Annotated in this window: 20 protein-coding genes and 2 tRNA genes; 17 read left to right on the top strand and 5 right to left on the bottom strand. The window is 54.7% G+C overall.

The genetic code is table 11. The features are described 5' to 3' along the window. Positions 1 to 45: 45 nt before the first annotated feature. From Q4606_RS06305 to Q4606_RS06290, 4 genes are all read right to left on the bottom strand, one after another. Positions 46 to 1,314 (bottom strand): MFS transporter, encoded by a 1,269-nt coding sequence (locus Q4606_RS06305; RefSeq protein WP_303607031.1) that lies wholly within the window; start codon positions 1,312 to 1,314, stop codon positions 46 to 48. Then, positions 1,287 to 2,522: an FAD-dependent oxidoreductase gene (locus Q4606_RS06300; protein ID WP_303607030.1), complete on the bottom strand. Its 1,236-nt coding sequence runs from the start codon at positions 2,520 to 2,522 to the stop codon at positions 1,287 to 1,289. The genes Q4606_RS06305 and Q4606_RS06300 overlap by 28 nt, the downstream gene beginning before the upstream one ends. Positions 2,523 to 2,580: 58 nt before the next feature. Next, on the bottom strand, positions 2,581 to 3,027 hold the full coding sequence (locus Q4606_RS06295; protein ID WP_303607029.1) for a MarR family winged helix-turn-helix transcriptional regulator: 447 nt from the start codon (positions 3,025 to 3,027) through the stop codon (positions 2,581 to 2,583). 71 nt (positions 3,028 to 3,098) lie between these two features. Then, positions 3,099 to 4,130 carry a zinc-dependent alcohol dehydrogenase family protein gene (locus Q4606_RS06290; RefSeq protein WP_303593117.1) on the bottom strand — a complete coding sequence of 344 codons (1,032 nt, stop codon included), beginning with the start codon at positions 4,128 to 4,130 and terminating at the stop codon, positions 3,099 to 3,101. 282 nt (positions 4,131 to 4,412) lie between these two features. On the opposite strand from Q4606_RS06290, the gene tadA reads away from it, so the two are divergent. From tadA to Q4606_RS06270, 4 genes are read left to right on the top strand one after another with little or no spacing between them, the layout of a single operon-like run. After that, positions 4,413 to 4,916, top strand: coding sequence for a tRNA adenosine(34) deaminase TadA (gene tadA, locus Q4606_RS06285; protein WP_303593116.1), 504 nt, complete (start codon positions 4,413 to 4,415; stop codon positions 4,914 to 4,916). Positions 4,917 to 4,922: 6 nt separating this feature from the next. Next, a complete protein-coding gene (galE, locus tag Q4606_RS06280) occupies positions 4,923 to 5,918 on the top strand; it encodes a UDP-glucose 4-epimerase GalE (RefSeq protein WP_303607028.1) in 996 nt (331 codons plus the stop codon). Positions 5,919 to 5,957: 39 nt separating this feature from the next. Further along, complete coding sequence (locus Q4606_RS06275) at positions 5,958 to 7,298, top strand: UDP-glucose/GDP-mannose dehydrogenase family protein (protein WP_303593114.1); 1,341 nt, start codon at positions 5,958 to 5,960, stop codon at positions 7,296 to 7,298. Between the two features lie 24 nt (positions 7,299 to 7,322). Next, positions 7,323 to 7,754 (top strand): HIT domain-containing protein, encoded by a 432-nt coding sequence (locus Q4606_RS06270; RefSeq protein ID WP_303607027.1) that lies wholly within the window; start codon positions 7,323 to 7,325, stop codon positions 7,752 to 7,754. 23 nt (positions 7,755 to 7,777) lie between these two features. On the opposite strand, the gene fabR is transcribed toward Q4606_RS06270, so the two are convergent. After that, the gene (gene fabR, locus Q4606_RS06265) at positions 7,778 to 8,401 is read right to left on the bottom strand and encodes an HTH-type transcriptional repressor FabR (protein WP_303593111.1); all 624 of its coding nucleotides are present in this window, start codon (positions 8,399 to 8,401) and stop codon (positions 7,778 to 7,780) included. A 332-nt stretch (positions 8,402 to 8,733) separates the two neighbouring features. Here fabR and aspS point away from each other — a divergent pair, with 332 nt between their 5' ends. From aspS to Q4606_RS06200, 13 genes are all read left to right on the top strand, one after another. Next, positions 8,734 to 10,536: an aspartate--tRNA ligase gene (gene aspS / locus Q4606_RS06260; RefSeq protein ID WP_303607026.1), complete on the top strand. Its 1,803-nt coding sequence runs from the start codon at positions 8,734 to 8,736 to the stop codon at positions 10,534 to 10,536. A gap of 35 nt (positions 10,537 to 10,571) precedes the next feature. Next, positions 10,572 to 11,099: a crossover junction endodeoxyribonuclease RuvC gene (gene ruvC, locus Q4606_RS06255; RefSeq protein WP_303593108.1), complete on the top strand. Its 528-nt coding sequence runs from the start codon at positions 10,572 to 10,574 to the stop codon at positions 11,097 to 11,099. Between the two features lie 30 nt (positions 11,100 to 11,129). Beyond that, positions 11,130 to 11,759, top strand: a complete 630-nt coding sequence (gene ruvA, locus Q4606_RS06250) for a Holliday junction branch migration protein RuvA (RefSeq protein ID WP_303593107.1) — start codon at positions 11,130 to 11,132, stop codon at positions 11,757 to 11,759. A 139-nt stretch (positions 11,760 to 11,898) separates the two neighbouring features. Continuing rightward, positions 11,899 to 12,930, top strand: a complete 1,032-nt coding sequence (gene ruvB, locus Q4606_RS06245) for a Holliday junction branch migration DNA helicase RuvB (RefSeq protein ID WP_303607025.1) — start codon at positions 11,899 to 11,901, stop codon at positions 12,928 to 12,930. After that, the gene (ybgC, locus tag Q4606_RS06240; RefSeq protein WP_303607357.1) at positions 12,926 to 13,384 is read left to right on the top strand and encodes a tol-pal system-associated acyl-CoA thioesterase; all 459 of its coding nucleotides are present in this window, start codon (positions 12,926 to 12,928) and stop codon (positions 13,382 to 13,384) included. The genes ruvB and ybgC overlap by 5 nt, the downstream gene beginning before the upstream one ends. A gap of 3 nt (positions 13,385 to 13,387) precedes the next feature. Next, complete coding sequence (gene tolQ / locus Q4606_RS06235; protein WP_303593101.1) at positions 13,388 to 14,089, top strand: protein TolQ; 702 nt, start codon at positions 13,388 to 13,390, stop codon at positions 14,087 to 14,089. A gap of 58 nt (positions 14,090 to 14,147) precedes the next feature. Then, complete coding sequence (gene tolR, locus Q4606_RS06230) at positions 14,148 to 14,594, top strand: protein TolR (protein WP_303593099.1); 447 nt, start codon at positions 14,148 to 14,150, stop codon at positions 14,592 to 14,594. A 22-nt stretch (positions 14,595 to 14,616) separates the two neighbouring features. Further along, the gene (gene tolA, locus Q4606_RS06225) at positions 14,617 to 15,648 is read left to right on the top strand and encodes a cell envelope integrity protein TolA (RefSeq protein WP_303607024.1); all 1,032 of its coding nucleotides are present in this window, start codon (positions 14,617 to 14,619) and stop codon (positions 15,646 to 15,648) included. 52 nt (positions 15,649 to 15,700) lie between these two features. Further along, complete coding sequence (gene tolB, locus Q4606_RS06220; RefSeq protein ID WP_303607356.1) at positions 15,701 to 16,978, top strand: Tol-Pal system beta propeller repeat protein TolB; 1,278 nt, start codon at positions 15,701 to 15,703, stop codon at positions 16,976 to 16,978. A gap of 67 nt (positions 16,979 to 17,045) precedes the next feature. Then, positions 17,046 to 17,615, top strand: a complete 570-nt coding sequence (pal, locus tag Q4606_RS06215) for a peptidoglycan-associated lipoprotein Pal (RefSeq protein WP_303607023.1) — start codon at positions 17,046 to 17,048, stop codon at positions 17,613 to 17,615. 27 nt (positions 17,616 to 17,642) lie between these two features. Then, positions 17,643 to 18,416 (top strand): tol-pal system protein YbgF, encoded by a 774-nt coding sequence (gene ybgF / locus Q4606_RS06210; RefSeq protein WP_303593093.1) that lies wholly within the window; start codon positions 17,643 to 17,645, stop codon positions 18,414 to 18,416. An 85-nt stretch (positions 18,417 to 18,501) separates the two neighbouring features. Then, positions 18,502 to 18,577 (top strand) — tRNA-Lys (locus tag Q4606_RS06205). A gap of 73 nt (positions 18,578 to 18,650) precedes the next feature. After that, a tRNA-Lys gene (locus Q4606_RS06200) sits at positions 18,651 to 18,723 on the top strand. The last annotated feature ends 2 nt before the right edge of the window (positions 18,724 to 18,725 follow it).

Genomic DNA, 18,725 nt, shown 5'->3' with positions numbered 1-18,725 from the left:
TGTCGGGTGGCTGGTTCGCGCGGGTAACTGGCGACTCACCGGGCATCATCTCTCAGCAGGAAAGCCATCTTGATCCTCCCTCCCGGAAGCTGGACCTTCCTCGCGAATCCGGTTGGCTTTGATTGCCAGGCCGAATAGCACTGGCACCAGAATGGCCAGAGTCAGAATCACGTGAATTGCCCCTTCGGGTGTGCCTGAATGAGTCCAGTAGGCAGCAATAGCCCAGGGTGCGACAGCACGTGCAAGCGACATGGGAACCAACATGATTCCATTAATTCTGCCATAGTTTCGGCGAGACAGAAGTTCGGGGACAGCCATGCCGCGAACGATCGTGAATATGCCATTCGCGCCACCATAGAGCACACACAAAACTGCAAGGCTTAGGGTAGAAGGGGGGGCTTTGAGTAGCCAAATGGCAAGAGGAAATGCCAGGCCGGTAAGCAAGCCAAGATGTTTTATTGTTATTTGCCTGAATAGCAAGATGAAAATTCTGGCGCCTACCTGGGCCGGCCCGATGAGTGCAATGGCGAAGACCACGGACTGAGTATCCGCTGACAGGGCTACGAGTAGTGGATAAATGTGGTAGGTGAATCCGGAAAACATGGCCATGTAAGCGCAAAACGACGCTGTCAGTAGATAGAACCCCGGGTTTCGGAATATCGGAAGAATATGATTTCCCGCCGACACTGACACCTTGTGGTCTCCTTTCTCTTGAATGTCGCCGCTCGGTATGGCCCACAGGTATAGCGGTACAGCGATGGCTGCATTGATGGCCGCCAAACCCAGCAGAGCCCCACGCCATCCCAAGGTGTCCAGCATGTATTGCACCAGGGGTACAAACAGGGTGCTGGAGAAGCCTGCCCACAGAGTTATTGTGGTGATCGCCGAGCGTGACTGAAGGGTGCCGAGTTGGCGCACGGCGACCGCAAATGCGGGTTCGTAGAGCAATGCCGCTTGCAGCATTCCCAAGGTAACTACCACTGCATACAGAGCGGGCATGTTTGTTACGGCGGACCAGAACACGAGGGTTATGGAGGTGGCGGCGGTCGCCCCAACCATAACCTTGCGGCCCTGGCCTTGATCGATAATGGCGCCGACAGGGTATGCAATCAGTGCTGCCGCCAGTAAGCCCAGAGTGGCGGCGCCATAGATGTCGTTGCGGCTCCAGCTCATGTCCTTGGCCATGGCTTCAGCGATTAATGGGAAGCTGTAATACAAGGCTCCCCAGGACACGAGTTGGCCAAGGCCTAGCGCAGCAACGAATCCGCGCCTGGACGGTGTGGGGTTCATCCTTGGCAGGTCGCTGCCGGGCATGGTTGGACTGTTTCGGGGATGTCGGTGCATCCAAGTGCGGCGACTGCGGAAAGAACCTGTTTGTATCCTGTCCTTAACAGGAACGTGGGCGCACGCCCGTAGCTTTTGATACCCAAAATGAAAAGTCCGGGCTCCGGGTGAGACAGTTCTGCCGCACCATGCTCGGGAACCGAGCCGCAACTGTGCATGTTGGGGTCGATCAAAGGTGCGAGGCGCGTAGGGCTTTGCGTCGCGGGATCAATCGCTGTTCGCAGTTCGGCAAGTAGGCTGAGGTCGGGGCGAAAGCCGGTTGCAGCAATAATGCGATCCACCGGCGGCAATTGGATAGAGCTGGTTTGCACGACCAGCTTGTCGTCTTCTTGCAGGATGGCGTCGACTTCAACGTTCGTGAAGACTTCAATTCGCCCTTGTTCCAGCAGCTCCTGAATGCGAACTTCCAATTGCCGCCGCTCTTTTAGCTCGTCGTTCTCCGGTGACCGGACGACGTTGGGCGCGGACGCACCCCGCAAGCCCCAGAGAATGCGTGTGTCTGGGCTTTGGTCGGCAAGCAGAACTAAATCCTGTAAAGCATTAAACGCGGAATGGCCACCGCCAATTACAAGCACCGACTTGTTGGCGTAGTGATTGCGCAGGGAACCAAGAATATTGGGAACACCATAGGCGATCGCATCCGCTGCAGCGCTTTCCCCCAGTGCGGGGATACCATGAGCCCCGAGCCAGTTGGGTGTTTGGTAGGTGCCGGAGGCATCAATCACCGCCTGTGTGAGAACGTCGCGTTCACCTTCAGGCGTGCTCACCCGTAGTACAAACGGGGCCGTATTTCGTCCTTCGGTTCGTAGCACGTCATGGTGGAGTCGGCTGACCTGCCTGACCTGGGCATTCAGATGCACGTGGGGGTTAATGTCTGGGTGCGCGGCCAGAGGTGTTACATATTTCTGCAGCAGCTCCTGTCCCGTGGGGAAGGTATCCGAAGCAGGCGCATGCCAGCCGTCTTGTTCAAGTAACTCGGCTGCTGCGGGGTCAAGGTTGTATGACCAGGGTGAAAACATTCGCACATGTCCCCAGCGGGCAAGATTGGCGCCTGCCTGCGTTCCGGCTTCAAAAACGATAGGGGTATATCCTTGATCAAGCAAGTGAACGGCTGCACTCAGGCCAATGGGGCCGGCGCCAATGACAGCAACAGGCAGGTGATTGAATTCGGTGTGCATGTGGGATTCCTCGGTAAGCAAGTTGTTAGTAACAACTAAATGGTTAAAATAAAGTGAGCTATGAGCCCAGGCGAGCTCTTGCTGCGACGGTCAATTGGCGAATCAACGTCAGTGCCCCATCAACGATTTCTGGCGGTAAATCCTTGATCATTGACGTCTCTTCCGAGACCAGGTCCTGTCGTATCGTTTTATACAGTTCCTCGCCGGCCGGTGTCAGCGAGAGCTGAATTGCACGCTGGTCTGACGGATCGGTCACTTTAAGTACGTACTTCTTTCGTAGCAGTGAATCCACCACGCGGCTGGTAGTGCTCTTGTCCAGGTACATCTCTGCGGCTAAAGCCTGAAGCCTCAAAGGGCCGCGCTTTACAAGTGTTTCAAGCGCATAGCACTGAGCTACCGAAACGTCGTGGTGGCAGATGCAATCCCGGTCCCGAAACTGATGGACCCGGATAAGCTGGTTGATGGCTTCGTAAAGCTCTTCGGCGCGATCCGCAGAGGATGGCATAGCGTTAGGCTCTTCCTGATATGTTGTCAGTAGCAACTATAATCAGGAGAGCCTTGTCTTGCAAGTTTCGGTTATTCTGCAGTCAGCAGCATTTTGATAGCTTGCTCCTCCGCTGCATTGCTGAAGATATCGTATGCTTTTTCGATATCGTCTAGCTTGAAACGGTGGGTTACCAGGTCTGCCGGTTTTACGCCGCCGCTTTCAACAAATCGCATGAGCACAGGAATGGTGTCGGTGTTCACCAGTCCAGTGCGCAGGGTGATGTTCTTGATCCACAAGTCCTGTAGCTTGAATTCGACGCTCTTGCCATGTACGCCGATATTGGCGATGTGACCACCAGCGCGGATAATGTCCTGGCAAATATCGAAAGTTTCGGGAATGCCGACGGCTTCCATCGCCACATCCACGCCTTCACCATTGGTCATTTCTTTGATGGCTTCGATTGGATCCCTTGCAATTGTGTCTGTAGCACCAAGCATTTTTGCCATGGCCAGACGATTCTCGTCGGGATCGATCATGATGATCCGTGCTGGTGAGTAGAAGCGGGAGGTCATCAGGGCTGCCAGCCCTATAGGTCCGGCGCCGACGATGGCCACTGTATCCCCGAGTTTGACCTCGCCATTGAGGGCGCCAATCTCATGACCGGTGGGTAGAATGTCGCTGAGCATGACGGCCGCAGCTCGATCCATTTCTTCGGGTAGTACATAGAGGCTGTTGTCGGCGTGGGGTATGCGCACATACTCGGCCTGGGTGCCGTCGATCAGATGGCCGAGAATCCATCCACCGTCGCGGCAATGCGCGTAAACACCGCGTTTGCAGTAGTCACAGCGACCACAGGAAGTGACGCAGGATATCAGGACTTCATCGCCTACCTTGATGTTGCTTACGCCTTCACCGACTTCTTCCACAACCCCCAAGCCTTCATGGCCAAGAATGCGGCCCGGCGTTACCGCGGGTACGTCCCCTTTCAGAATGTGCAGATCTGTGCCGCAAATGGTGGTGTGAGTGATGCGAACCACTGCGTCTGTTGGCTTATCGATTGCGGGTTTTGGCTTGTCTTCCCAGCTGCGTTTGCCGGGACCGTGAAATACCAATGCTTTCATGACACTTTCTCCTTTAACGGCCAAAGTTGCCAGTACTGGCTGCAACTATTCAAAGCATGCACGCGCAGTGTTGTTGGTCCTTGATTCATATCAATACATCGGAAAATGAGTCGGGAGGTAAACAGCTGCAAATAAAATTCTGTTTTTATTCCTTGGCCGGTTTCACATAAGCGCCAGCGAGCGGGCCGCTTGGTTAAAAAAGCGAATAATGGTATTTTCTTGGCCCTTCACTGCCACGCCAGCAGGTGGCCCGCAGGGATAGTTTTCAGTAGAGCCGCAATTATGTCGGAGTTAGAAAAAGACGACGAATACTGGATGGCCCGGGCACTGACACTGGCAGCTCGCGGGGCTTCTCAGGGGGAGGTCCCGGTCGGCGCCGTTGTTGTCTGTGAAGGCAAAGAGCTGGGTGCAGGTTTTAATGTGCCAATTACCGGATGTGACCCGACAGCCCATGCCGAGATGCGGGCGTTGCGTGATGCTGCGGCAAGAGCAGGAAATTACCGACTGACCGGCGCAACCCTTTACGTCACACTAGAGCCTTGCACCATGTGTGTCGGAGCCATTGTGCATAGCCGTATCAGTCGGCTTGTTTACGGTGCGAGCGAACCCAAGGCGGGCGCTGTTAAATCGGCCCGGCGAACACTGGAGGAGCCGCATTTGAACTGGCAAGTAGACGTGGTGGGTGGCATCCTTCAGGATGATTGTAGCCGGATAATCAGTGATTTTTTCAGCCGCCGGCGGTCGGAGATCCGGCAGCGGCGTAAACAGAATTCAGGGAAGGAGTAGTTCTGCATGAAAGTTCTAGTAACCGGTGGAGCCGGATACATCGGCAGCCATGTGGTGCGCCAGTTGGCTAAAGCCGGGCACGATGTCGTTGTGTTCGATAACCTCTCGACCGGTTACCGATGGGCTGTCACGGCGGGTGAACTGGTAATAGGGGATCTGGCGAACGAAGCCGAGATTGATCAGGTATTTTCCAAGCACCGGTTTGAGGCGGTTTTGCACTTCGCCGCCAATATTGTGGTGCCAGAATCTGTTACCAACCCGCTGAAGTACTACAGCAATAACACCCGTAATACGCTGAATCTGCTTAAGGCTGTGGACAAGTACAAAGTGCCGTTCATGGTATTTTCCTCAACGGCTGCAGTTTACGGTATGCCTGAGCAGACAGTTCTTACAGAAGACCTTCCTCTCGCTCCGATCAACCCTTATGGCGCGTCCAAGATGATGAGCGAGCGGATGATCACAGATCTCGCCGCGGCTTCTGACCTGAATTATGTTGTGTTGCGTTACTTCAACGTCGCTGGAGCCAACCCGGATGGTTTGCTCGGGCAGGCGACACCGGAAGCGACGCACCTTATCAAGGTGGCCTGTGAGTGTGTAACCGGGCAACGCGACGGCATGAGTATATTCGGTACGGATTACGACACCAGCGACGGTACCTGTGTCCGCGATTACATTCATGTGGAAGATCTCGCCAGCGCACACGTTATGGCCCTTGAATATATGGCTAATGGTGGTGAATCAAAAATCATGAACTGCGGCTATGGCCGCGGCTTCACCGTGCGTGAAGTGATCGACGTGGTGCGCAAGCAGTCCGGTAGCACTTTCCCGGTGACCGAAGTCGGCCGCCGAGCGGGTGACCCGGCTGCGCTCATGGCAGATAATGCACTCATTAAAAAGACCCTGGGCTGGCAGCCTGTCTACGACGATCTTGAAACGATTGTCGGTACCGCGTTGGCCTGGGAAGCAATCTGGCAGAAGAAAAAAGCTGAAGTTGGCCAGTAAGAATCTATTTTAACTTTCTGATATGTCGGGATTTAACGGATGAAAATAACGATTTTTGGTACCGGTTATGTCGGTCTTGTTACTGGAGCCTGTCTGGCCGATGTTGGGCATGACGTACTCTGCATGGACGTTGATCAGGTAAAGATCGACAAGCTGAAGAACGGCCAAATTCCCATTTATGAGCCTGGCCTTGAAGACATCGTCAAGCACACGGTTGAAGCAGGGCGTCTGGCGTTCACCACTGATGCTCAGGAGGCGGTCCAGCACGGTAAACTTCAATTCATCGCAGTGGGCACGCCGCCGGACGAAGACGGTTCAGCAGACCTGCAGTATGTCACCGCAGTAGCCAGATCTATAGGGCAGTACATGGACGACTATAAAGTCGTCGTGGATAAGTCCACCGTTCCGGTTGGTACAGGCGATAAGGTTAAAGCCGCCGTTCGGGCCCAGCTCGATAGTCGTGGCCTGGAGCTGGAATTTGACGTGGTGTCCAACCCGGAATTCCTGAAAGAAGGGGCGGCGATCAACGATTTCATGAAGCCGGATCGCATTATTATTGGTACCGACAGTGATAAAGCGGCGGATGTGCTTCGGGAAGTCTACTATCCGTTCAACCGCAACCACGATCGCATGATCTTCATGGACATTCGATCTGCAGAGCTGACCAAGTACGCGGCTAACTCCTTACTGGCTACCAAGATCAGTTTCATGAATGAAATCGCAAACCTGGCGGAACGACTGGGTGCTGATATCGAAGCAGTTCGTCGTGGTATAGGTTCTGACCCGAGGATTGGTTATCACTTTATCTATCCCGGTTGTGGTTACGGGGGGTCCTGTTTTCCCAAGGATGTACAGGCCTTGGCCCGCACGGCGAGTGACTGCGGTTACGAGGCGCGTTTGCTGAATGCCGTAGAGGCGGTTAACTACGCGCAAAAGCACGTGCTTTTCGACAAAATCAGCCACTATTTCGGGGGTGATCTGAAAGGTAAAGTCGTTGCGATCTGGGGGCTGGCGTTCAAACCCAATACAGACGACATGCGTGAAGCCTCCGCCCGTACCCTGATGGATGACCTTTGGAGGGCGGGCGCTACTGTTCAGGCGTTTGACCCGGAAGCAATGGAAGAGACTCAGCGTATTTATGGTGACCATGAAGGCCTGGCTTTGTGTGGCACCAAAGAGCAAGCTCTCAGGGGTGCAGACGTGCTGGCAATCTGCACCGAGTGGAAAGAGTTCCGCTCGCCTGATTTCGCCGCTGTTGCGTCTGCATTGCGTGAGCCTGCTGTATTTGACGGCCGTAACTTATATGAGCCGGAAATGCTGGAGCGTCACGACCTGATTTACTACGCCATCGGGCGTGGCCGTAATCAGTTTCATTGCTGATTAGTCAGGGCAGGGGGGGCAACGATGAGTCAGGGTCAGGAATACAGGCTTCACGAGCGGTTGGCTGCAGATACCATCAGCCTTGGGCGCAGTGGACTGTGTGACATTCGCCTGATGAATGATCAGACCTGGCCCTGGGTTATTCTGGTGCCGGCATTTGCCGGCATCCGTGAAATCTATGAGCTGGATTCGGAGCAGCAGCACCTGCTGATTCAGGAATCCTCTGCGCTTAGTCGTGGCATGATGGAAGTGTTTGGCGGAGACAAGATGAACGTTGCTGCGCTCGGGAACATGGTTCCCCAGTTGCACCTGCATCACATTGTCCGTTTTGAGGGTGACCCGGCCTGGCCCGGCCCTGTGTGGGGTAAGCAGCCGGCAGTCCCTTACGACGAAAGCACCCTGGCAGAGGTTCTGCGATCTCTCGCGCCTGTTCTGTCAGAGTTGGGTGTCAGCTGAGTAATTGCGTCTGCCAGGTTCGCTTACCGAATCGATGCATGCTTGGCCATCATTTGGGAGCCGATCAGAATCATTCGAAGTTCGGTTTTCAATTTTATCTTCAGTTCTTCCCGTTCTTTTGGCGTGGCGTCCAGCGCTTCCGCTCCCTGGTTGAATACCAGTGTTACCATGGCTTCGGCAACTACTCGGGCATCAGCCAAAGGCTTGTGCTGCTCTTCGGCAAAGCGTCGAAGGTCGTCGGCGAGCTCTGTCACAAAATGATCAATCTCGGCTTTGATGGCCGTCCGAAAGGGTTTGGAGCCGCCGGTGCGTTCCCGGAGCATTAACCGGAATACGTTGGCATTGTTGCCAAGATATTCCATGAAAGTCTCAACCGAAGTGGAGATGGCGCTACCGTCCCGGGCAATCCTCTTGCGCGCCTGGCGCATCAGTTGCCGCAGGGCCACCCCGCCTTCGTCGACCAGTACCAGCCCTAGCTCATCCAGGTCGGCAAAGTGTCGATAAAAGGATGTTGGTGCGATTCCAGCCTCTCGAGCGACTTCCCGCAGGCTCAGACTTCCGAAGCCACGATCCGCACTTAGCTGGTTTAGTGCTGCGTCCATCAGCGTGCGTCGGGTAGCAAGTTTCTGCTCGGCTCTGGTTGACAAGGTGGTGGCTCCAATGACGTGTGAATGCCGCATTCTAGCGATCTGCCTGTTGCTAGTCACCCGAACCCTTTTATTCCGGTCCAAACGCGCCTGATTTCCGGCGCCAATATGTTTATAATGACGGGCTTTTCCAGTATGGTTCCTGCCTGTTTACAGAGCAGGCCAGATTGGCGTAACAAGCAAGTGGGCAGGGCTTTCCGAAACACGCTGTAAATACGTCCGTGTACGCTCGGCTCCGCCATCCATGGCTCCGCACGGTTTCGGAAAGCCCTGCCCACTTGCTTGCCAGACATCATCATTTACCTCAAACATCAGACACTACGGGAACCGGTATGCGCAGTCATTATTGCGGTGGGATCAACGAATCTCACATTGATCAGGAAGTTACACTTTGCGGATGGGTACACCGCCGCCGTGACCATGGTGGGGTTATCTTCCTGGATCTGCGCGATCGGGACGGTATTGCGCAAGTCGTAGTAGACCCGGACACCGAGGAAAGCTTTGCGCTGGCAGAAAAAGTACGCAGCGAGTATGTGGTGAAAGTCACAGGCCTTGTACGTCGCCGTCCTGCCGGCACAGAGAACAACAACATGCCCACGGGGCAAGTCGAGATGTTGGGTAAGGAAGTTACCATCCTGAACGCAGCAGCTACGCCACCATTCCCGTTGGATGAGCATGTGGATGTAGGTGAGGATGTTCGCCTGCGCTACCGCTTTGTCGATCTCCGTCGCCCGGAAATGCTGAACCGTTTGCGCTTCCGTTCACGGGTAACCAGCTATATCCGCAACTACCTCGACAGCAACGGCTTCATGGATGTGGAAACACCCATCCTGACCCGTGCGACGCCAGAGGGCGCGCGGGACTACCTGGTACCAAGCCGTACCCATGAAGGCTCATTTTTCGCACTGCCGCAATCGCCTCAACTGTTCAAGCAAATGCTGATGGTGTCGGGCGTGGATCGTTACTACCAGATTGCCAAGTGCTTCCGTGACGAGGACTTGCGAGCGGATCGTCAGCCTGAATTCACCCAGGTGGACATCGAAGCTTCGTTCATCAATGAAGAAGACCTGATGAGCCTGAATGAGGGCATGATTCGTTCTCTGTTCAAGGATGTCATGGATGTCGATTTGCCGTCATTCCCTCGCATGCCTTATGCCGAAGCCATGGATCGCTTCGGCAGTGATAAGCCGGATCTGCGTATTCCTCTGGAGCTTCAGGACGTGGGCGATCTGGTCGCCGGTGTTGATTTTAAGGTGTTTGCCGGGCCAGCCAAGGATCCAAAAGGACGCGTGGCAGCTCTGCGTGTACCCCAGGGCAGCGCACTGAGCCGCAAGCAGATTGATGAGTACACGAAATTTGTGGGTATTTATGGTGCCAAAGGTCTGGCCTATATCAAGGTAAATGAGCTTGCCAAAGGTATTGAAGGGCTGCAGTCGCCTATCGTCAAGTTTTTGGGTGATGACGTCGCCATGGCCGTTATTGAGCGTACCGGAGCGAAGGACGGCGATATCGTGTTCTTTGGCGCCGACAAAACCACGGTTGTGAATGAAGCCCTTGGCGCACTGCGTATCAAGGTTGGGCACGACTTGAACCTGCTGACCTGTGAATGGGCCCCGATGTGGGTCGTTGATTTCCCGATGTTCGAAGAGCTGCCGGATGGCGGCCTTACCGCTATCCACCACCCGTTCACGGCACCTAGTTGCAGCCCGGAAGAGCTCGCGGCCAATCCGGCGACGGCTTTGTCTCGCGCTTATGACATGGTTCTGAACGGCACCGAGCTGGGTGGTGGTTCCATTCGTATTCACAGCGATAAAATGCAGCAGGAAGTGTTCCGCATTCTGGGCATCGGCGAAGAAGAATCCCGTGCCAAGTTCGGCTTCCTGCTTGATGCACTCAAGTACGGGTGCCCGCCCCATGGTGGCTTGGCATTTGGCCTGGATCGCCTGATTATGCTGATGACCGATTCCAGCTCGATTCGTGATGTGATTGCTTTCCCGAAAACCCAGAGCGCTACCTGTTTGATGACTCAGGCGCCGGGTGAAGTGGATGAGAAGCAGCTGCGCGAACTGCACATCCGCTTGCGTAAGTCAGCGAAAGCGGCTGAAGGGAACACGTCAGGTGCTGGCGAACAATAAGCGGGGCGCTGACAGGTCAATAGAAGGGCACTGATGTGGCGATTATTCTGGGTGTCGACCCCGGCTCAAGGATCACCGGTTACGGTATTGTCCGTGTTGAGGGCAGGCACATAGAATATATCGATAGCGGGTGCATACGCGTGGGCGAAAAGCCCATGGCGGAGCGCCTGCGAATCATTTTTCAGAGCCTGGTGAGCCTGATCAGTGAGTATCGGCCCCAGGAATTTGCCATCGAACAGGTTTTTATGGCGCGCAATCCCGACTCGGCGCTCAAGCTCGGGCAAGCTCGCGGAGCTGCGATTGTTGGCGCAGCCACCAGTGGGCTTGCGGTTCACGAGTATTCCGCACGGCAAGTCAAGCAAGCTGTGGTCGGCAAGGGCGGCGCTGACAAATCCCAGGTACAGCACATGGTTCAGGTGCTGCTGTCACTTTCCCGTAAACCACAGGCTGACGCCGCGGATGCCTTGGCAATTGCACTGTGCCATGCGCACATGAATCAAAGTATCCTGAGAGTAGCCGGTGTTACGGGCAAGGCGCGCAGCGGGCGTGTGCGACAACAATAAACTGCTCTGCGGAGCGGCAGGAGGCAATCCTTGATAGGTCGTATCCGAGGTATTCTGGTCGAAAAGACTCCCGGGCAGGCATTGGTTGAATGTGGCGGCCTGGGTTATGAAGTAGATATTCCTTACACCACCTTCTTTCACCTGCCCGAACCCGGACAGGAAATTACCCTTCATACACATTTTGCGGTGCGCGAAGATGCTCAGAGTCTTTTCGGCTTTGCTGCGCGTCTTGATCGCGATCTGTTCCGATTGCTTATCAAAGTAAACGGCGTTGGCCCCAAACTGGCTGCCGGTATTCTGTCCGGCCTGGATGCCCAGCAGTTTATTCGTTGTGTTGAAGGGCGTGATATCAACTCTCTCGTCAAGCTCCCGGGTGTTGGTAAAAAGACAGCCGAGCGTTTGCTGATTGAGATGACCGACCGCATCAAGCAACTGGAAGGCCATTTTGTGCCTGAGTCTGCTGGCACAACAGGCTCGATAACAGATTCCCCCCAGCTTTCAGTAGCCACCCACAATCCTGCAGACGAAGCAGAGGCAGCGCTCATAGCGCTTGGTTATAAGCCCCAGGAGGCCGCCCGTGCAATCACCAAGGTGGCGGAAGAGGGCATGTCCAGCGAAGCACTGATTCGCCTTGCATTGAGAAATATGATCCCTGCATGATGACATGACTTTAATGTGTCGCTTATGTAGCGCCAAACCTGTAGAGAGCGTAACGTGACACGCGCAGGGCTGTTTGTACAATTGGTGCACTTCTGGCTTTAAGTGGCAATCTGTTGATTCCCGATAAACGGAAAAGTAAATGATTGAATCCGACCGACTGATCTCAGCCCGGGCCGGTGACAACGAAGAGGTTCAGGATCGTGCTATCCGGCCCGCGTTGCTCTCCGAGTATGTGGGGCAGCCTGCGGTGCGGGAGCAGATGGACATTTTTATCTCTGCAGCCCGGGGTCGCCGGGAAGCATTGGATCATGTTCTTATTTTCGGGCCGCCGGGGCTAGGTAAAACCACGCTTGCCAATATCATTGCCAATGAAATGGGCGTGGCGATAAAGACGACCTCCGGCCCTGTTCTCGAGAAAGCCGGTGATCTGGCTGCGATGCTCACCAATCTTGAAGAGAACGATGTTCTTTTTATTGATGAAATTCACCGACTCAGTGCCGTAGTCGAAGAAATACTCTACCCGGCAATGGAAGACTATCAGCTGGATATCATGATTGGCGAAGGGCCGGCAGCACGCTCTATCAAGTTGGATCTGCCCCCCTTTACCCTGGTCGGCGCAACTACTCGAGCAGGGTTGCTAACGTCTCCACTGCGGGATCGTTTCGGCATTGTGCAACGCCTGGAATTCTATAATACGGCGGACCTTACTCATATCATTGCTCGCTCGGCGCGGCTTTCAGGTGTCGATATTGATGAAGAGGGCGCCTACGAGATAGCTCGTCGCTCACGCGGCACGCCCCGGATAGCTAACCGCCTGTTGCGGCGTGTAAGAGACTATGCGGAAGTTCGGGCCGATGGGCACATCAGCGCAGGTATTGCGGATCAGGCTCTGAACATGCTGAAAGTGGACAGCGAGGGCTTTGACCACATGGACAGGCGCATGCTTCTGGCGATGATCGAGAAGTTTGACGGTGGTCCGGTGGGGGTTGAAAGCCTGGCCGCTGCAATCAGCGAGGAGCGCGGCACCATTGAAGATGTGCTTGAGCCTTTCTTGATTCAGCAGGGGTTCATGATGCGTACCCCCAGAGGTCGTATGGTGACCTCTCACGCTTATCAGCATTTTGGCATTGTGAGGGCGGATACAGACGCGGAAGGAGGCCCTGTTGATTAACAGTGAAGTGACAGCAGCGTTCGGTTGGCCCGTCCGGGTTTATATTGAAGATACCGACGCCGGTGGTATTGTTTTTCATGCCCGTTATCTGCACTACATGGAACGTGCCCGTACAGAGTGGGTTCGCAGCTGCGGGGTAGGCCTCAGAGCAGGTTTGGCCGACAACATAAGTTATGTTGTACAGCGCTTGTCGATTCATTATGCCTCCCCTGCGAAGCTGGATGATGAGCTTGTTGTAACAGCGGAACCTGTGGCCTTTGGCAGGGTTTGGATGGAATTCAGGCAAAGGGTTGTGCGGGTGCATGACCAGAAACTGTTGTGTGAAGCAGATGTAAAAGTAGCGTGTATAGCCCTCGACAGCGGGCGGCCAATGCGCCTACCTGAAAATATGCGAGGCTTGCTTGAGCAGAGCAGGCCGCACCCTGAAACGGAACACGAAACAAGCCAGGAGTAAGCGGTGGATTCGGAATTATCAGTCTGGAGTCTGATCTCAAATGCCGGTGTATTGGTGCAACTGGTCATGTTGCTACTTGCGGCCGCATCGGTGGTGTCATGGGCGCTGATTTTTCAGCGCTATCAGGTCTTTCGCAAAGCCCGGCAGGCGCAGCTCGCGTTTGAAGAGCGCTTTTGGTCCGGTATGGATCTGGGGCAGCTTTACCGGGAGGTGAATGCCGAACCGACCCCCTTCTCTGGCATGGAATCCTTGTTTCGAGCGGGTTTCAAAGAGTTTTCCAGGCTGCGCCAGCAAAGCCGGGATGCGGATGCCGTTATGGAGGGCACCCAGCGCGCCATGCGCGTCGCATTTTCCCGCGAGCAGGAGCGTCTGGAAGCTCATTTGCCGTTTTTGGCTACTGTAGGCTCTACCAGCCCGTATGTCGGCCTGTTTGGTACTGTCTGGGGCATCATGAATTCGTTTCGCGGGCTGGCGCAAGTGCAGCAGGCGACCTTGGCAACGGTGGCTCCGGGTATTTCAGAAGCGTTGATAGCAACCGCCATGGGTTTGTTTGCAGCGATTCCCGCAGTTGTTGCCTACAACCGTTTCTCTACCAAGTCGGACGCACTTCTGAAGAACTACGAAACCTTTGCCGACGAGTTCTCCAGCATTCTGCATCGTCGTGTTCATAGTACAAATAACAGTGCCGACAGGGGCGCTGAATAGTGAAGAGCGCAGTGGCGAGAGCACCGATGCTAAACCTTAACAGCCGGGGTACAGCGCTATGAAAGGCATGGGGATGATGCCCGAAAGTCGGAAAAAGCCGATGTCGGAAATCAACGTCGTTCCATACATCGACGTGATGCTGGTGCTGTTGATTATATTTATGGTCACAGCGCCCATGCTGACTCAGGGGGTGAAAGTTGATCTGCCGGAGACGTCATCAGACCCGATTCAGGCAGACAAGAATGTGGAATCCATTATCGTCTCTGTCGATGCGAATGGAGCCTATTACGTGGAAGTTGGTGACAAGGGCAGCGACCCAATGCCGCTCTCAGAAGTTCGTGAACAAGTGGCCAAAATTCTGTCTCAGAGGACGTCGAGCGACATACTTGTGCGCGGCGATGAGAATGTGGATTACGGCACGGTGGTTCGTTTGATGGCCACACTTCAGGGCGCGGGGGCAACCAGTATTGGTCTGATTACCGACTCGGCCTCGGACGAAACGTGAGATCAGTTCAGGTGGAATTGTTGTGACAGGTCAGGAGCGGGAGTTTACCAGCACCGGAGTGCCACCCTGGAAATCGCCGGTCGCGCTGTCGGTTGCTTTGCATCTGCTCATCGTAGGTGTCGCCCTGGCTGGCTGGTCGTGGTCTTCTTCAATACAGGAGCCGCCACCGAGCAGCATTTCCGCGCGCCTTATTACCCAGCAGAAGCCGGAGCCCAGCCCGGTTGTTGAGCCGGTAGAGCAGCCGGATCGAGAGCAAGAGCAAAAAGAGCTCGAAAAACAGAAGCAGATAGAAGCGCAGAAGCGCCAGCAACAGAAGGAAGAAGAGGCTAGGAAGGCCGCAGAGCAGAAGAAACGCAAAGAAACCGAGCGTAAGGCTGAAGAGCAGAAAAAAGTCGAAGAGCGTAAGGCTCGCGAAGCCCGGGAGGCGGAAGCTGCACGCCAGAAAGCGGAAGCTGAAGCGAAAGAGCGTGAGCGCCGTAAGGCAGAAGCCGAAGCGGAGAAACAGCGTCAGCAAGAGGCCAAGCGCAAGGCAGAGGAAGAAAAGCAACGCCAGGAAGAGCAGCGCAAACGGGAAGAAGCTGAACGAAAGCAGAAAGAGGAGCAGGCGCGACAGGAAGCCGAGCGCAAGCGGCTGGAGGCTGAGCGTCGATTGCAGGAACAGCAGCTTGAAGCTCAGGCCGAGCAAGCCAGAAAAGCGCGTGCAGATGAAGCGCGACGGCAAGAGCAGGCCGCCGCCGCCAAGGCCCGACAAACACAGATGCTGTCGGAGAGCGAGAAGTATCAGGCACTTATCCGTGAGCGGCTCAGTCAGGCCTGGTATCCGCCTTCCTCAGCAACGGAAGATATGACTGCACGCCTGCAGATTACATTGCTGCCGACCGGAGAGTTGGCGGGCGTCAAACTTGTGGCCAGCAGCGGAAACACAGCGTTTGATAACTCTGCACTAGGCGCCGTAAGGTCCTTAAGCCGATACCCGGTGCCGAGTGAGCGGGACACGTTTGAAACCTATTTCCGCCAGTTTACGATCGAATTCAATCCTCGAAGATTGAGATAAGGATGCGGGTAACATCATGATTCATGAAATTTCGTTCAGACCCTTGAAGGCTATGTTTGCAGCGCTTGTTCTGATGCTTGTTGTGGTGACCAGCGCCCAGGCTGAACTGTTGATCCGGGTTACCGAGGGTGCCGACTCAGCAATTCCTGTGTCCGTAGTACCCTTTGCAGAAAATGGCAGCATGCCTGCCGGAGACAAGGTGAGTAGCATTGTGCAGGCAGACCTGGCTATGAGTGGCGAGTTTCGCCCTTTGCCTCCTGAGAAAATGCTTAGCCTTCCGTCAAAACGGTCCGACGTATATTTTCGCGATTGGCGCCTGCTTGGTCAGCGCTACGTGCTCGTAGGCGAACTCACCCGCAATGGGGATCGAGTACAGGCTCGCTACGAGCTGTTTGATGTCAACCGCGAAGAGCGGATTCTCGGAGAGACGGCTGCCGCGCCCGCTTCGAATATGCGGTCTCTGGCTCACCATATTAGCGATAAGGTGTATGAATCCATTACTGGGGTTCCCGGCGCTTTCTCAACCAAACTGGCCTACGTAACGCTCGACAGGGCGAGTGGGGAGCCCCGTTACCGGCTGCAAGTGAGTGATATTGATGGGAAGCGTGCCCGAATCCGACTGGAGAGCAAAGAGCCGATTCTTTCACCCGCCTGGTCACCGGACGGTAAAAAGCTCGCGTATGTCTCGTTCGAGACCGGAAAACCCGTGATTTTTGTGCATGAAATAGGTTCTGGTGAGCGTTCGAAAGTGGCTGACTTTCCGGGCCTGAATTCAGCCCCGGCCTGGTCGGCCGATGGGCAGTCGCTGTTGATGACCTTATCGAAGGATGGCAACGCTGAAATCTATCAGATGAACCTTCAGTCCCGGAAAGCGACGAAACTCACTAATCACTGGGCTATTGACACTGAGGCCGCTTGGGATAGCTCGGGCGATGGCATATTCTTTACCTCAGACCGGTCTGGCGGCCCGCAGATCTACTACATGGCAAAACCGGGTGCCGAGCCGCGCCGGATCACGTTTGGTAGCCGTTACAACGCAAGGCCGCGTCCGGATGCTTCCGGGAACTATGTGTACTACGTGCACCAGCGTGACCGTGCCTTCACAATTGCCCGTACCAATCTTAAAAACGATGAGGAAACAGTTCTCACTCGTACAGGGTCCGATGAGTCCCCCAGCGTGTCGCCAAATGGCCGCATGTTGATTTATGCCACCAAGCAAAGTGGTGAAAGCGTACTGACGGTTATCTCCGCTGATGGCGGTGCCGCTTATAGTCTTCCTGCTTCGGAAGGTGACGTACGCGACCCGGCCTGGGGGCCTATTGTTCGGTAGTGGATGAGTGCATGAGCAGTCATCTGAAAAACAGAAGTGTAAGTTAATCAACCGAAAGGAATGAACCATGAAGTTGTCAGCTCAAACCAAAGTACTCGCTCTTTTGTTCTCCGCAGGTCTCTTTGCGGGTTGTAGCACTACAGGTGAAAACATGGATGAAGAGGGTTACGGCTCTGACGTTGCGGCCATCGATCAGGATGGCGGCTCTACCGTTTATGGCGGTAGTGATCAGGACGGTATTTCTTCCTCTTCCATGACCGAAGAAGAGCGGATGGAAGCTCAGCAGCAAGCCGAGCAGGAAGCCCTGCGGGATATCACAACCTTCTATTTTGATTTTGATACCTCCGAGATCAAGCCGGAAGCCCGGGATGTGCTAATGGCTCACGCTCGTTATCTGTCCAACAACCCAGGTCAGAACGTGCGGCTTGAAGGTCACGGTGACGAGCGTGGTTCCAAGGAATACAACCTGGCACTGGGTGAGCGTCGGGCCAACGCCGTGCAGCGCTTCCTGATTGTGAATGGTGCTTCACGGGGCCAGATGGAAACCGTAAGCTATGGTGAAGAGAAGCCGGCGGTTATGGGTTCGTCAAAAAGTGCATGGGCACAGAACCGCCGTGTGGAACTCGTATTCGAGTAAACACACATACAACATCAGGTTAAGCCCATGAGAAAACAGCTCATGGCGGCAGTTGTCTTTCCGCTTGCCTTCGGGCACGCGGGAATGACACTGGCGCAATCATCTACGCCCGCATTCCAGAGCAACGCCTCAGAGGCGCAGCGCAAGGCAAATACCAGCCAGGCGACCTCTGAGCTCTTTTACATGATTCAGCAGCTCCAGGGTGAAGTTCGGCGGCTCCAGGGTGAAACCGAGGAGCAGCGGCACCTCATCAAACGTTTGCAGGATCAGGGTAGGGATCGTTACATCGATCTTGATCAACGCATTCTTGATCTTTCTGAGAAGGTTTCAGCCCAGCCTCAGGCTTCCGGAGCACCAGGTGGTGAAGCCGGTACCAGTGAAGAGACTAAAGCTGAAATCCGTGAGTATCGCTCGCCTGAGGCCGATGAGCGAAAGGCGTACCAGGCTATTCAGGATCTCATTCATAGCCAGAAGAAATACGATGAAGCCATTAGCCGGCTTTATGAGTTTATCGATAAATACCCTGAAGGGGATCTTACGGTGAACGCCTACTACTGGCTGGGAGAGGTTTATCTGGTAAAGCCTCAGCTTGAGCAGGCCCGCCAGGCGTTTTCTATTGTAGCAACCCGTTATGCAGATCATCGCAAAGCGCCGGACGCCGTTTACAAATTAGGTGTAACGCTTGACCGGCTTGATCAAAAAGCTGAGGCTCGTCTACAGATGGAGCAGGTTATTAGTGATTATCCGGAAAGCGATGCAGCCGGTCTGGCCAGAAAATTTCTGGGCTCAGACAAGGGATAAGGTTGAGCGATTCAAAAAAGTTTAAAGAAGATGGTGTGAAAGGGTTGATCGTCGGGGAAAAATCATTACTATATGCGCCTCGCTTGGGTCGTTAGCTCAGTTGGTAGAGCAGTTGGCTTTTAACCAATTGGTCGATGGTTCGAATCCATCACGACCCACCATATTCGATATTCCGGGGCAGTTGCTGAGCCGCTCCGGGATCGATCAGGGTCCCAGGCACTGATCACCAGTTTTGGGTCGTTAGCTCAGTTGGTAGAGCAGTTGGCTTTTAACCAATTGGTCGATGGTTCGAATCCATCACGACCCACC

This window comes from Marinobacter sp. 1_MG-2023, from assembly GCF_030549045.1.
Classification (GTDB): domain Bacteria; phylum Pseudomonadota; class Gammaproteobacteria; order Pseudomonadales; family Oleiphilaceae; genus Marinobacter.
Note: the sequence above shows the minus strand (reverse complement) of the source record. Positions and strands in the feature narration are given on the sequence as shown.